This window comes from Klebsiella sp. GG_Kp175, from assembly GCF_040062325.1.
GTDB classification, from domain to species: domain Bacteria; phylum Pseudomonadota; class Gammaproteobacteria; order Enterobacterales; family Enterobacteriaceae; genus Klebsiella; species Klebsiella quasipneumoniae.
This window is the reverse complement of sequence record NZ_JBEAFX010000003.1, coordinates 534,741-548,288: the sequence shown is the minus strand read 5'-3', so window position 1 is coordinate 548,288 and position 13,548 is coordinate 534,741. Positions and strand designations below refer to the sequence as shown.

Annotated in this window: 14 protein-coding genes and 2 tRNA genes; 9 read left to right on the top strand and 7 right to left on the bottom strand. The window is 55.4% G+C overall.

Going from position 1 to position 13,548, the window contains the following annotated elements; genetic code table 11:
* The first annotated feature begins 104 nt into the window (after nucleotides 1–104).
* Nucleotides 105–181 (top strand) — tRNA-Asp (locus tag ABLU73_RS08615).
* A gap of 164 nt (nucleotides 182–345) precedes the next feature.
* A complete protein-coding gene (dkgB, locus tag ABLU73_RS08610) occupies nucleotides 346–1,149 on the top strand; it encodes a 2,5-didehydrogluconate reductase DkgB (protein WP_264924768.1) in 804 nt (267 codons plus the stop codon).
* Between the two features lie 32 nt (nucleotides 1,150–1,181).
* Here dkgB and yafC read toward each other — a convergent pair whose 3' ends face one another.
* On the bottom strand, nucleotides 1,182–2,087 hold the full coding sequence (gene yafC, locus ABLU73_RS08605) for a DNA-binding transcriptional regulator YafC (protein WP_004204612.1): 906 nt from the start codon (nucleotides 2,085–2,087) through the stop codon (nucleotides 1,182–1,184).
* 104 nt (nucleotides 2,088–2,191) lie between these two features.
* Between yafC and ABLU73_RS08600 the strand changes: the two genes are divergently transcribed.
* From ABLU73_RS08600 to ABLU73_RS08590, 3 genes are all read left to right on the top strand, one after another.
* Complete coding sequence (locus ABLU73_RS08600) at nucleotides 2,192–3,382, top strand: MFS transporter (protein WP_004204613.1); 1,191 nt, start codon at nucleotides 2,192–2,194, stop codon at nucleotides 3,380–3,382.
* Nucleotides 3,383–3,484: 102 nt separating this feature from the next.
* Complete coding sequence (locus ABLU73_RS08595; protein WP_004204614.1) at nucleotides 3,485–4,282, top strand: endonuclease/exonuclease/phosphatase family protein; 798 nt, start codon at nucleotides 3,485–3,487, stop codon at nucleotides 4,280–4,282.
* An 89-nt stretch (nucleotides 4,283–4,371) separates the two neighbouring features.
* Nucleotides 4,372–5,142 carry a class I SAM-dependent methyltransferase gene (locus ABLU73_RS08590; protein WP_017901307.1) on the top strand — a complete coding sequence of 257 codons (771 nt, stop codon included), beginning with the start codon at nucleotides 4,372–4,374 and terminating at the stop codon, nucleotides 5,140–5,142.
* Nucleotides 5,143–5,201: 59 nt separating this feature from the next.
* Here the strand turns inward: ABLU73_RS08590 and mltD are convergent, their stop codons facing one another.
* Nucleotides 5,202–6,569, bottom strand: coding sequence for a murein transglycosylase D (gene mltD, locus ABLU73_RS08585; protein WP_057213518.1), 1,368 nt, complete (start codon nucleotides 6,567–6,569; stop codon nucleotides 5,202–5,204).
* 71 nt (nucleotides 6,570–6,640) lie between these two features.
* On the bottom strand, nucleotides 6,641–7,396 hold the full coding sequence (gloB, locus tag ABLU73_RS08580) for a hydroxyacylglutathione hydrolase (RefSeq protein WP_004204618.1): 756 nt from the start codon (nucleotides 7,394–7,396) through the stop codon (nucleotides 6,641–6,643).
* 32 nt (nucleotides 7,397–7,428) lie between these two features.
* Here gloB and ABLU73_RS08575 point away from each other — a divergent pair, with 32 nt between their 5' ends.
* Nucleotides 7,429–8,151 (top strand): class I SAM-dependent methyltransferase, encoded by a 723-nt coding sequence (locus ABLU73_RS08575; RefSeq protein WP_004204619.1) that lies wholly within the window; start codon nucleotides 7,429–7,431, stop codon nucleotides 8,149–8,151.
* On the opposite strand, the gene rnhA is transcribed toward ABLU73_RS08575, so the two are convergent.
* Nucleotides 8,148–8,615 carry a ribonuclease HI gene (gene rnhA, locus ABLU73_RS08570; RefSeq protein ID WP_004204620.1) on the bottom strand — a complete coding sequence of 156 codons (468 nt, stop codon included), beginning with the start codon at nucleotides 8,613–8,615 and terminating at the stop codon, nucleotides 8,148–8,150. The genes ABLU73_RS08575 and rnhA overlap by 4 nt on opposite strands.
* A gap of 64 nt (nucleotides 8,616–8,679) precedes the next feature.
* On the opposite strand from rnhA, the gene dnaQ reads away from it, so the two are divergent.
* Nucleotides 8,680–9,411, top strand: coding sequence for a DNA polymerase III subunit epsilon (gene dnaQ / locus ABLU73_RS08565; RefSeq protein ID WP_004204621.1), 732 nt, complete (start codon nucleotides 8,680–8,682; stop codon nucleotides 9,409–9,411).
* 133 nt (nucleotides 9,412–9,544) lie between these two features.
* Nucleotides 9,545–9,621, top strand: a tRNA-Asp gene (locus ABLU73_RS08560).
* A gap of 59 nt (nucleotides 9,622–9,680) precedes the next feature.
* Here ABLU73_RS08560 and ABLU73_RS08555 read toward each other — a convergent pair.
* Nucleotides 9,681–10,562, bottom strand: a complete 882-nt coding sequence (locus ABLU73_RS08555) for a LysR family transcriptional regulator (RefSeq protein WP_116397470.1) — start codon at nucleotides 10,560–10,562, stop codon at nucleotides 9,681–9,683.
* Nucleotides 10,563–10,665: 103 nt separating this feature from the next.
* Between ABLU73_RS08555 and eamB the strand changes: the two genes are divergently transcribed.
* Nucleotides 10,666–11,256, top strand: a complete 591-nt coding sequence (eamB, locus tag ABLU73_RS08550) for a cysteine/O-acetylserine transporter (RefSeq protein WP_004204623.1) — start codon at nucleotides 10,666–10,668, stop codon at nucleotides 11,254–11,256.
* Nucleotides 11,257–11,284: 28 nt separating this feature from the next.
* On the opposite strand, the gene ABLU73_RS08545 is transcribed toward eamB, so the two are convergent.
* Both ABLU73_RS08545 and ABLU73_RS08540 read right to left on the bottom strand, forming a co-directional pair.
* A complete protein-coding gene (locus ABLU73_RS08545; RefSeq protein ID WP_048294202.1) occupies nucleotides 11,285–12,385 on the bottom strand; it encodes an AI-2E family transporter in 1,101 nt (366 codons plus the stop codon).
* A 249-nt stretch (nucleotides 12,386–12,634) separates the two neighbouring features.
* Complete coding sequence (locus ABLU73_RS08540) at nucleotides 12,635–13,405, bottom strand: amidohydrolase (RefSeq protein ID WP_087832618.1); 771 nt, start codon at nucleotides 13,403–13,405, stop codon at nucleotides 12,635–12,637.
* Nucleotides 13,406–13,548 lie beyond the last annotated feature (143 nt).

The following is a 13,548-nucleotide window of genomic DNA, read 5'->3' as shown; positions in this document are numbered from 1 at the left end:
GATGGTAGTGTGGGGTCTCCCCATGTGAGAGTAGGGAACTGCCAGGCATCAAATTGCAGTAAGCCGGGGTGACAACCGGTGGTCATAAAGCGAAAAAATTCGGTGGAGCGGTAGTTCAGTCGGTTAGAATACCTGCCTGTCACGCAGGGGGTCGCGGGTTCGAGTCCCGTCCGTTCCGCCACTTAATAAGAGCCCTGAGCATTTGCTCAGGGCTTTTTTGTTTCATCTGTTCCCGATTATTGCTAAACCAGCAAAAATCCTCTGCATTAATCGCTCTTTTTCCCCTCCACACCATCCGCCATAATTTCATCCGTTAACCGAAATGAACAAATAACGAGGAAAAACATGGCAATTCCTGCATTTGGTCTTGGCACCTTCCGTCTGAAAGATGATGTTGTTATCGCATCCGTAAAAACCGCGCTGGAGCTGGGATATCGTACTATCGACACCGCGCAAATCTATGACAACGAAGCCGCGGTGGGTCAGGCTATCGCTGAGAGCGGCGTGCCGCGTGATGAGTTGTTCATCACGACCAAAATCTGGATCGAGAACCTGAGCAAAGACAAACTCATCGCCAGCCTGCAAGAGAGCCTGCAGAAGCTGCGCACTGACTATGTTGATCTGACGCTGATCCACTGGCCGTCATCGAACGATGCGGTGGCTGTTGAAGAGTTTATGGCCGCTCTGATGGAAGCGAAGACGCTCGGCCTGACCCGTCAGATCGGTATCTCCAACTTCACTATTCCACTGATGGAGCGCGCGATTGCCGCCGTTGGCGCTGAAAACATTGCTACCAATCAGATTGAGCTCTCGCCGTATCTGCAAAACCGTAAAGTCGTCGATTGGGCGCGTGAGCACGGTATCCATATCACCTCTTACATGACCCTGGCCTACGGTAAAGCGCTGAAAGATGAGGTGATTGCCCGTATCGCGGCGAAACATAATGCGACTCCGGCCCAGGTTATCCTGGCATGGGCGATGGGCGAGGGGTACGCGGTAATCCCGTCCTCGACGAAGCGTGAGAACCTGGCCAGCAACCTGAGGGCGTTGGATCTGCAGCTGGATGATGAAGATCGCCAGGCGATCGCTGCGCTGGATTGCAACGATCGGCTGGTGAGCCCGGAAGGTCTGGCGCCGCAGTGGGATTAATCTCCCGCTTCCGGCATGCCTATCAGAGAGTACTACGACAGCTCCTTCGGGAGCTGTTTTACGTGTTCGCTTAGAAAATCAATAAACGCCCTGATACGTGTACTGACGGCTCTGTCGCTGTAGTACACCGCACTGAAGGGCATCTCCACCGGCAAGCGTTTGTCGGCCAGTAGTTCAACAAACTCCCCGCTGGCTATCTCTTTATCCACCATATAATCCGACAGACAGGCAATACCGTTGCCGGTCAGACACAGTTGTTTGAGGGTTTCCCCACTGTTTGATGACACCGCCGCCTCAATCTCTAACAACTGACCATCGCAACAGGAGACTGGCCAGGTGTTCAGAGAGACGGGTTCAGTGAAGCCCAGACACTGATGTTGTTTCAGATCTGACGGATGCTGCGGCACACCGTAGCGCGAGACATACGCTGGCGAGGCGACGATCTTACGATAGCTGGTGAACAGCGGTCGGGCGCGCAGGCTGGAATCCGTTAAGGTTCCGGCCCGTATCGCTACATCCACTTTCCGTTCAATCAGGTTAATAAACGTCTCTGAAGAGACGAGCGACAGCGTCATTTCCGGGTAACGCTCGCGAAACGGCTTCACCAGCGGCATGAGAAAATGCAGCATCACCGGCGTCGCGGCATCCACCCGCAGCAAGCCCCGCGGCGTCGTGCGCGTTTCCAGCAGGTCATTTTCTGCCGCCGCCATCTCCTGCAATACCACCTGCATCCGCCGAAAATAGCGCTCGCCTTCCTCTGTCAGACTGAGCTGGCGGGTGGTCCGATTAAGCAGGCTGACACCAAGCTTTGATTCGAGCTTTTTGACTGCCCGGCTGACGGCAGAGTTGGCCTGACCCAGCTGTTCGGCTGCCCGGCTGAAACTCCCGCTTTCCACTACCGCCACAAAGATGGCGATCTCCTCGGATGTGGCTCTCATTATTGCACCTGTAGCAAAATTCTATTGATACTTTGATAGTTTTTGTTATTTATACAACCCTTCATACTACGTGTCATCTTAATCCTGATGCTACGGAGTAAATTATGCCACTGGCGCTATTTGCCTTAACCATCGGTGCCTTTGCAATTGGCACCACTGAATTCGTGATTGTCGGCCTGGTCCCGACGATTGCCCAACAACTTTCTATCTCTCTACCTTCTGCGGGACTGCTGGTCTCTATCTACGCGCTGGGCGTGGCGATCGGCGCCCCGGTGCTGACGGCATTAACCGGGCGTATGCCGCGTAAACAGCTGCTGCTGGCGTTGATGGTCCTGTTTACGGCGGGTAATGTGCTGGCCTGGCAGGCTCCAGGCTATGAAACGCTGATCCTGGCGCGCCTGCTGACCGGCCTGGCGCACGGCGTGTTCTTTTCTATCGGCTCGACAATCGCCACCAGCCTGGTGGCAAAAGAGAAAGCAGCCTCGGCTATCGCCATTATGTTCGGCGGCCTGACGGTCGCGCTGGTGACCGGCGTTCCCTTTGGCACCTTTATTGGCCAGCATTTCGGCTGGCGTGAAACCTTCCTCGCGGTATCGATTCTGGGTGTAATTGCGCTTGTCAGCAGTCTGATTCTGGTGCCGAATAATATTCCGGGCCGCGCCAGCGCCAGCCTGCGCGATCAGCTGAAAGTCTTAACCCATCCGCGCCTGCTGATGATCTATGCCATTACCGCGCTGGGCTATGGCGGCGTGTTTACCGCTTTTACCTTCCTTGCGCCGATGATGCAGGAGCTGGCCGGCTTCAGCCCCTCAGCGGTGAGCTGGATCCTGCTGGGTTATGGCGTCTCGGTGGCTATCGGCAACGTATGGGGCGGCAAACTGGCCGATAAGCATGGCGCCGTCTCCGCGCTGAAGTTTATCTTCGCCGCTCTGGTTGTGCTGCTGCTGGTGTTCCAGCTGACCGCCAGCGTTCACTATGCCGCGCTGGCAACGGTGCTGGTGATGGGCGTTTTCGCCTTCGGCAACGTGCCGGGTCTGCAGGTCTATGTGGTGCAAAAAGCCGAACAGTATACGCCTGGCGCCGTCGACGTCGCTTCCGGTCTCAATATTGCCGCCTTCAATATTGGTATTGCGCTGGGGTCCATCGTCGGTGGGCAGACAGTTGAACGATATGGTCTGGCGCAGACGCCGTGGATTGGCGCGGTGATTGTGCTGGTCGCTTTGCTGTTGGTGGTCCTGAGCGGGCGTTTAGATAAATTGCCGCGCCGTTCGGCAGCGCTTTCTCCCGAAGGCTAAGGGTTTCTCGCAAATTGCATTGAAAGTGTATGGGAAAATCCCTATAACAGAAGAACCAGTCGTCGTCGGGCTGGTTTCTGTTATCGAGGATTAATGCCCAAATTGCGAAAGAACACCTACGCCATGCGCTATGTCGCCGGACAACCTGCGGAGAGAATATTGCCTCCGGGGGCGTTTGCGGGCGTGAGTCCGGTTTATCCCGCCGGCACGCCGTTAAGCAGCGATGAGAAGATCCGCGTGCTGGTGTGGAATATCTTCAAACAGCAGCGAGCAGAGTGGCAGTCGGTCCTTAAGAATTTTGGCAAAGACGCGCATTTGGTCCTGTTACAGGAGGCGCAGACGACGCCGGAGCTGGTCAGGTTCGCGACCACCAACTATCTGGCCGCCGATCAGGTGCCTGCGCTGGTGCTGCCCCAGCATCCTTCCGGCGTGATGACGCTGGCTTCCGCTCATCCTATCTATTGCTGCCCATTGCGCGAGCGTGAACCTATTTTGCGTCTGCCTAAATCAGCATTAGTGACTGTCTATCCGCTGCCCGATGCGCGGTTGTTAATGGTGGTCAATATCCATGCCGTCAATTTCAGCCTTGGCGTCGACGTCTACAGCAAACAGCTGCTGCCGATTGGCGATCAGATTGCCCATCACAGCGGGCCGGTGATCATGGCCGGCGACTTCAATGCCTGGAGCCGCCCGCGGATGAACGCCCTGTACCGCTTTGCACGCGAGATGTCGCTGCGTGAAGTTCGTTTCTCTGACGACCAGCGCCGCCGCGCGTTTGGTCGCCCGCTCGATTTTGTGTTCTACCGTGGGTTAAGCGTGCACGATGCTTCCGTGCTGGTAACCCGCGCCTCCGACCACAACCCGCTACTAGTCGAATTCAGTCCCGGCAAGCCTGATTAATTTAAGGTTGGTCAGGCCTGCCATGGGGCAGGCCTGCGCATGCATGGTGCTGCCTTTTATTACTCAAAAAACCGTAAGGACAAGACAACATGACAACACGCTCTCACCATGACAACGTTGAAAAGCAGTTCAGCTCCCAGGCCAGCGCCTATCTGACCAGCGCCGTACACGCCTCTGGTCGCGATCTGCAGCGGCTGGCGGAACGTCTGGCTGATTTTCCGCAGGCGAAAGTGCTGGATATGGGCTGCGGGGCAGGGCACGCCAGCTTTACCGCGGCGGGACAGGTTGCCGAGGTGACCGCCTATGATTTATCGAGCCAGATGCTGGAGGTCGTTGCCGCCGCGGCACAGGAAAAAGGTTTTAGCAATATCGTGACCCAGCAGGGGTATGCCGAAACGCTGCCGTTCGCTGATGCCAGCTTTGATATCGTTATCAGCCGCTATTCCGCGCACCACTGGCATGACGTTGGCCAGGCGCTGCGTGAGGTGAAACGTGTTCTCAAGCCGGGCGGGGTGATGATCGTGATGGACGTGATGTCGCCGGGTCATCCGGTGCGTGATGTCTGGTTGCAGACCGTGGAAGCCCTGCGCGATACCTCGCACGTGCGTAATTATTCCAGCGGCGAGTGGCTGACGCTGGCGACGGAGGCGGGGCTGGTGATTAATCGGCTGTTGACCGATCGCCTGCCGCTGGAATTCAGTTCGTGGGTGGCGCGGATGCGTACCCCTGAGCCGCTGGTGGAGGCGATTCGTTTATACCAGCAGAGCGCCTCGGCGGAGGTGAAAGCCTACTTTGAGTTACAGCAGGATGGTTCCTTTACCAGCGATACCATCATGTTTGAAGCGCATAAAGCGGTTTAATACGGACAACAAAAAAGGCACCGGGGGAAGTCGGTGCCTTTTTATCGAACCCTGACGTATCAGGACTCTGGTCGATCGCTGTTTTTCACAAACAGGGTTAGCTGATCGCCAGGCCGCAGATTGTCGGTATCGCTGTTCCAGCGCATGACGTCGCGAATATTAACGCCATGACGTTTGGCGATGCTCGACAGCGAGTCACCTTTGCGAACGCGATAGGTGATGCTATCGCTGTTATTCGCCAGACGCTGCGCGCTGCTGCCGGCGCCGATAACCAGGTTCTGTCCAACCTTCAACCCAGAGCCGCGCAGGTTATTCCACTGCTGCAGATCGCGGGTCGTCACACCGAGACGGGAAGCAATCCCGGAAATGGTGTCGCCGGAACGCACCTTATAGCTTCGGCTGGTCAGCGGCGTATTATCCGCGAGCTGCGTCGGCTGTACGGCGGCAATGTCGCCAGAGGCCAGCGATTCACGCAGTTGGGCTGCGTGCTTCTGCGGCACCATGACGTACTTTGGCCCGCTAGCGCCCAGCGTTGACCCCTTTACGCCGGCGTTGAAGGTCTTCAGCTTGCTGACCGGCATACCGGCCATATCCGCGAGCTGAGAAATCTCAACCGGACTGTCGAGGCGAACGCGCGCCAGCGCACGGCTTTCATCAGCCGTAGGCAACTTTACGCCGTAACGTTTGCTGTTTTTGAGGATGTCGCTCAATGCCAGCATTTTCGGTACGTAGACTTTCGTTTCATGCGGCAGAGACAGCGACCAGAAATCGGTGGGTTTGCCACGCGAACGGTTCGCTTTCACTGCCTTCAGGACCCGACCTTCGCCGCTGTTATATGCCGCGACCGTTAACAACCAGTCGCCGTCGAACATTTTGTTCAGACGTTGCATCATGTCCAGCGCCGCGGTTGTCGATGCGACAACGTCACGACGCGCATCGTAACTGCGGGTCTGTTTTAAACCATAATTGCGCCCTGTGCTCGGAATGATCTGCCAGATGCCTGCGGCATTGGCGCCAGACGTCGCGTGTGGGTCAAAAGCGCTCTCCACTATGGGTAGTAATACCAGTTCCATTGGCATGTTACGTTTCTTAACCTGCCCGGCTATCCAGTACATATACGGCTCTGCCCGTAAAGTTACATCGTGGAGATAGCTCTTATTTCTTAAGTACTTCTGTTTTTGCTCGCGAATCCGGGGGTTATCCGGTATTCCCATCTTTAGCTCGTCGCCTATGGAAGTCCACAGATCCTGGTCTTGCGCGTAGAAGGTTCCATCATCTAACCAGCGCGCTTGACTTGTGAACTTGCCTGCTTCCCCTTGACCAGCCGCAGAAAGGCTCTGTGCTCGCTGTTCGACGGTGCCATCGTGCTTAGACGCCTGGCACCCCACCAGCAGGACAGAGGCGAATAATATCGCTCGTGCCTTCATGTGTGTGTCAATAGTTGCTTAAAAGACGACCAAGGATAACGGCGAAGTTAGCCGATGACAAGAATTAAATGTCAGAATTCGTCTTTCTTTGACCTTAACCACGCAAATCGCGCCACAGAGTGTTGCAATTTTGTTTCTTTGTTAATTTTATCAATTAAATCAACATCATTTACGCGTAAAAATAAATTTATACGCCGCTCGTTTTTCAGAATTACGGGTAGTGTCTTTTGTTTTTTTGCACGTAACTCATTAACTTTATGATAGTAATCGTTTATGTCCCTATCATCAGGCAGGATACTCAACGCAAACTTCATATTCGCTAACGTATATTCATGTGCGCAACATATAATGGTTTCTGCAGGAAGGGCGTTAATTTTCATAAATGATTGATACATTTGCTCTGCGGTGCCTTCGAACAGCCTTCCGCAGCCGCCGGAGAACATTGTGTCGCCGCAAAACAGATAAGGTTCGCTGTAGTAACAGATATGTCCTAATGTGTGACCTGGCGTGGAGAAAATGGAAAAATCGTGACCCAGAATTGACAACCGATCGCCATCGTCTACTACCTGAGTAACCCCCTTATCCTGGGTTTCTGCCGGCCCGTAAACCACCAGAGAGGGGAATTTTTCACGTAATTGTTTTACGCCGCCGACGTGATCCTGATGGTGATGGGTCAGTAAAATGGCCTCGGGCTGCCACTGGTTTTCCTCGATTGCCGCCAGAACCGGCGCGGCCTCGCCCGGATCAACGATGATGCAGCGGCCGTGATTCTCAATGAGAACCCAGATGTAGTTGTCCTGAAACGCGGGAATACTGATAAGATTCATAAATTACCTCTAAAGCGTAGCGGAAGGTGGCAATGAAGCCGGCAAGGATACCTCATACAGTGACAGCGCCTGAGCATTGGTCCAGTATGCCGTGGGGCGAATACTATCGCGAAACGCTTGAACAGCAGATGAAGCCATGGCTGGCTAAATTATATGGCTTTCATCTGCTTAAGATTGGCAATCTGAGCGCGGAAATCAATACCGAAGCTTGCGCCATCTCGCACCAGGTGAATGTCTCGCTGGCGGGAAACCCAATGCAGGTCCGGGCCGACCCGCTGCATTTGCCCTTTGCCGAAAAGTCCGTCGACGCCTGCCTGCTGGCGCATACCCTGCCGTGGTGCAGCGATCCGCATCGCCTGCTGCGGGAGGCCGATCGCGTCCTGATCGATGATGGCTGGATGATCCTGACCGGGTTTAATCCGGTGAGCCTGATGGGGTTGCGTAAACTGGTGCCGGTCCTGCGTAAAGGCACGCCGTACAACAGCCGTATGTTTACGCTGATGCGCCAGCTGGACTGGCTGTCGCTGCTCAACTTTGAAGTGCTGCATTATGGGCGTTATCAGGTTTTACCCTGGTCGCGGCATGGCGGCAAACTGCTGAGCACCCATCTGCCGGCGCTGGGCTGTTTGCAATTGATTGTCGCCCGCAAACGGACCATTCCGCTCACCCTTAATCCGATGAAGTCAGGGAAAGCGAAAACCCAGCTGCGGCCAGCAGTAGGCGCCACCCGGCAGTGGCGCAAGGGGCAGAATTAGCTCTCCGGCTGGTAGCCGATGTCGTCCTGAGTGGGATGGGAGGCCGCCGCGCGGGCCAGCTCGTCGCAGCGTTCGTTTTCTGGATGGCCGGCGTGGCCCTTCACCCACTCCCATTTGATCTTATGCTGGCCAAGCGCGGCGTCCAGCCGCTGCCAGAGGTCGACATTCTTTACCGGTTTTTTCTCTGCCGTTTTCCAGCCGCGCTTTTTCCAGTTGTGGATCCACTGGGTGATCCCCTGGCGGACATACTGGCTGTCGGTGCTGAGCACCACTTCGCAATGCTCTTTTAACGCTTCGAGAGCGACGATCGCCGCCATCAGTTCCATGCGGTTATTGGTGGTCAGACGGTAGCCGGCGCTGAAGGTCTTTTCGTGCTGGCGGTAGCGCATGATGGCGCCGTAACCGCCGGGTCCTGGATTTCCCAGGCAAGAGCCGTCGGTGAAAATTTCTACCTGTTTGAGCATCTCTGGTAGACTTCCTGTAATTGAAATCGATTTGTAAACGATAAGTCTGACATAAATGACCGCTATGAGCACTGCAATTACGCGCCAGATTGTTCTCGATACCGAAACCACCGGTATGAACCAGATCGGGGCGCACTACGAAGGACACAAGATCATTGAGATCGGCGCCGTGGAGGTGATCAACCGCCGCCTGACCGGTAACAATTTCCACGTCTATCTGAAGCCCGATCGGCTGGTGGATCCGGAGGCGTTCGGCGTGCACGGGATCGCCGATGAATTCCTGCTGGATAAACCCACCTTTGCCGATGTGGCTGATGAATTTATGGATTACATCCGCGGCGCGGAGCTGGTGATCCATAACGCCTCGTTCGATATCGGCTTTATGGATTATGAGTTCGGTAAGCTGAACCGCGGCATTGGAAAAACCGAGACCTTTTGTAAAATCACCGACAGTCTGGCACTGGCGCGGAAAATGTTCCCCGGCAAGCGCAACAGTCTGGATGCGTTATGTTCGCGCTACGAAATAGATAACAGCAAGCGTACGCTGCACGGGGCATTACTCGATGCCCAGATCCTTGCCGATGTCTATTTGATGATGACCGGCGGCCAGACGTCGATGGCGTTCTCTATGGAAGGCGAAAGCCAGCAGCAGGCGGGAGAGATGGGCATTCAGCGCGTCGTCCGCGCCGCCAGCCAGTTACGGGTAGTTTATGCCTCTGATGAAGAACTGGTGAACCATGAATCCCGCCTCGATCTGGTACAAAAGAAAGGCGGAAGCTGCCTGTGGCGTGCCTGATAACCACTAAAATGGATTAAAAGTAGGCGGTTGGGCGATTTTTGCAGCAAACGATTCAAAACGGTAGAAAAAGCGTTGACGGGGTAGAGGGGAATCCGTAATATTCGCCTCGTTCCCAACGGAACAACAACGCGGAGCGGTAGTTCAGTCGGTTAGAATACCTGCCTGTCACGCAGGGGGTCGCGGGTTCGAGTCCCGTCCGTTCCGCCACTATTCAGAAAGCCTGAATCAGCAATGATTCAGGCTTTCGTCGTTTTCGTCGCCGAATTTCAGCGCGCCTCTTGTTCCTCCTGCATACACTGCATGAATACCCGCATCGCAGGACTGATTGCTTTCCCGGCGTGATGGGCGCAGAGCGCATGGATCGTCAGCGGCGTCTCGCTGAACGGCAGCTCGACCAGCGTCCCGCGTTTGAGTTCCTCCTCTACCGCAAAGCGCGGCAGGAAGCTCACCCCCAGATTGCCCGCCACGCACTGTTTGATGCTTTCAATACTCCACAGTTCGATGGTGTTCTCCATGGTAATGCCGCGCTGGCGCAGGGTACTTTCAAAAATCTGCCGGAACACGCACTGGGGCTCGTTGATGATAAAGCTCAATGGGATATGCTGCCGCGGGCGCAGGAAGTCGACCGGCGCCTGATCGACTGACGCGACCAGCGCCAGCGGCTGCGGGCCAAGTTCCATCATGGTGAGTGCATCATCGTTGCCAACCCGGTAAAACACCCCCAGGTCGACTTCGTCAGCGAGCAGCGCATCACGGATGCTGTAGCAATTGAGCGACTGTAGTGACAGGCGGACCTTCGGGGCGCGTTGCTTAAAACGCTGCAGCACCGGCGGCATTTTGTACGCCAGCAGGGTTTCACCAGTGGCGACGCGAAGTTCGCCGCTGGGTTCATCGTCCTGGCGCGCCGCCTGGCGAATCGACGCCATCACTTTGGTCAGATCGTAGACGTGCGGCAGGACATTCTTACCCGCGGCGGTGAGACACATCCGCCGGCCAATTTTCTCAAACAGCGGGATAGCAAGCTCCTGCTCAAGCTGCTGGATATGAAAGGTTACGGTGGACTGGGTGCAGCACAGTTTCTGCGAGGCGCGCAGAAAGGATCCTTCTTCGACAACCGTTTTGAAAGTGATAAAGCGTCGAAGATCCATATTTCCTCTTTATATCGACATTCTCGAATTCAGAATGAAAAAACATTCATTTTTTTAAATTATCAGCTTCGGGTACTGTCTGCCAGTCAAGAGGAGAAAACACGTGACACCTACCCTGATTAGCGCCTTTTTAACTTACACCCTGATCACCGCCCTGACGCCCGGGCCGAATAATATTCTGGCGCTGAGCAGCGTCACCGCGCACGGCTTTCGACGGAGCATGCGGGTTCTGGCCGGCATGAGCCTGGGGTTTGTGATCATCATGCTGATTTGTGCCGGGCTGACGTTCACTCTCGTTACCCTGGATGAGGGGATAACCTCCCTGCTACGCTGGGTCGGCGCGGGGTATATCCTGTGGCTGGCCTGGCACATTGCGCGCAGCGACCCGGCCAGCGGTGGGCAGGAGGAGCGGCCTGTCAGCTTCTGGGCCAGCCTGGGGCTGCAGTTTGTGAATGTAAAAATTATCCTGTACGGCATTACGGCCCTGTCGACCTTTGTTCTGCCGGTGACTCGCGAGCCATTCTGGCTGGTGATGATAAGCCTGTTGCTATCAGTAATAGGCGTTGCCGGCAATCTTTGCTGGGCGCTGGCCGGTCATCTGTTTCAGCCGGTGTTCGAACGCCATGGAAGAGGGTTAAATCTGCTGCTGGCGCTGCTGCTGGTCTGGTGCGCGGTACGAATGTTTATGGAATGAATTAAGGGAGCGTAACGCTCCCTTGAGGTTATTTATCCTGCGGCAGAGCGGGTTGCCCTTCATTTACCCAGGTCATGAAGATCCGATAACCGATGGCCAGCAGGGTGGCGCCGAGAAACATACCGAGAATGCCGTTAGAGGCCATTCCGCCGAGGGCGCCCAGCAGCACTACCGGCATTGGCGCGTCGACTCCGCGCCCCAGCAGCAGAGGTTTGAGCACGTTATCGGCCATACCGGCGACGATCAGCAGGATGGTGTAGAAGATATCCATTCCGGTACTGTGGGTGCCGAGACTCCACATTAGCGCAATGGCCGGGGCCGTCACCAGGATCACCGGCACCTGGGCAATGCCGAGGATCAGGGCAAGTATAAAGAAGATCCCGACGGCGGGAATGCTGGCCATCAGCATGATCACACCCACCAGCAGCGCCTGGATCAATGCCACCCCGATGACGCCCTGGGCGACCGCGCGGATGGTGCTGGTACACAGGCGGGTGAGGGTCACGCCTTTATTTTCATCGGTAATACGGATGGCAATACGCTGGGCGCTGATGGCGCCCGCGGCGCCCCAGGCCATCATAATGCCCGAGACGATAAACGAAATAATAAAGCCAATCAGTCCGCCGCCCATGCTGGCCAAAATACTGAGAAACTGTTTGGCAATATCGCCGATTTGCGAACGGTAATTGCTGAGCAGTCCCGGGAGATCCACGGAAGCCCGCATCCACAGGGCGCTAAGCCGCTCGCCAACGATCGGTAAAGAGGCAATTCGTGAAGAGGGCGGGGGAATGGTAAAGCTCTGGCTACCCATCTTGTCAATCATGGCGCTGGCGCTTTCCGCCAGCGAGGTGATCATCAGCACCGTGGGGATAACAATCAGTAAAATACCTAACAGCACCAGCGCCACCGACGCCAGTCCCTGTTTTCCCGCTAACAGTCTGGCAAAATACTGATGTAAAGGATAGAGCGCCACGGCCAGAATCAACGCCCAGAGCATCATATTGACGAAGGGAGAAAAGACGGTAAAACAGAATGAGGCCAGCGCCAGAATAAGACCGAACCGAATAAACATATCGAGAAAGCGGGTGACCAGCCGTTTTTCTATTAACTGAAGATTATTATTATCCATTTTCCATTACGCTCATTAAATATTCATACGCCAACGCTCAGCCGGGTTCAACAAAACAAGCTGGCAATAGAAAACTCATGATTTACAAAGCAGAAGTGAATTGAAAATGATCTCCGCCCGTTTGGTTGTGGGGTCTTTTAATGAGTGTAGAACAGAAATGAAAGGCGCCCTGTAAATATTCTGTTGGGCGCTGCAAGAGGAAATTCCGCTTTCTTTTCCCGCAGAAGGGGGGAAGAAAGCGGAGGGGGATTAATCCAGAGTAAAAGGATCGGCATCGCGCCAGGCGGGGAATTTTTCACGATATTCCTGGAGGGCGCTCAGCGACAGTTCGGCGTCAAGACGAGTGGCCTGATGCGGATCGGCGGTGGCGACAATCTCCCCCTGGGGACTGATAACCCGGCTATCACCGCGGTAATGATGACCGTTGCCGTCGGTGCCGACCCGGTTACAGCCGGCGACGTAGGCCTGGTTCTCAATCGCGCGGGCGACCAGCAGCGACTGCCAGTGCAGGGAGCGCGGCGCCGGCCAGTTGGCAACATACAGCGCCAAATCATAGTCGTTCAGATTACGCGACCATACCGGAAAGCGCAGGTCGTAACAGACCAGCGGCAGGATACGCCATCCGCGCCATTCAAAGACCACGCGTCGGTCACCAGCCTCATAATGATGGTGTTCATCGGCCATACGGAACAGGTGCCGTTTATCATAATGGTGCACCGTACCGTCGGGCTCGACCAGCAGGAAGCGGTTAACAGCGCCGTGTTCGGTTTGCAGCGCTGCGCTGCCGGCAATCAGCGCCTGGGTTTGCGCGGCCCGGGCATGCATCCACTCCACCACCTCGGCCTCGGGTAAAGACTGTTTTGCCGCTTCCATCGCAAAGCCGGTGGTAAACATCTCAGGTAAAACAATGATATCACGCCCGACAATCCCTTCCAGTTGGCGATCAAAATGGCGCAGGTTGGCAGGGCCGTCCATCCAGACCAGCGGTTGTTGCAACAGCGTAATTTTCAGGCCAGGCACAATGGTCAACTCCATTCTCATGAGGGGGTTAGGTTAACTGTAACACCATATCAGCCTCGCGGCGGTCAGCGGAATATTTTGTTAAAAAAATGCTACTGACAGAAGCCACGGAGGAGGGGGGGACGAAAAAAAGGCGGGGAAAA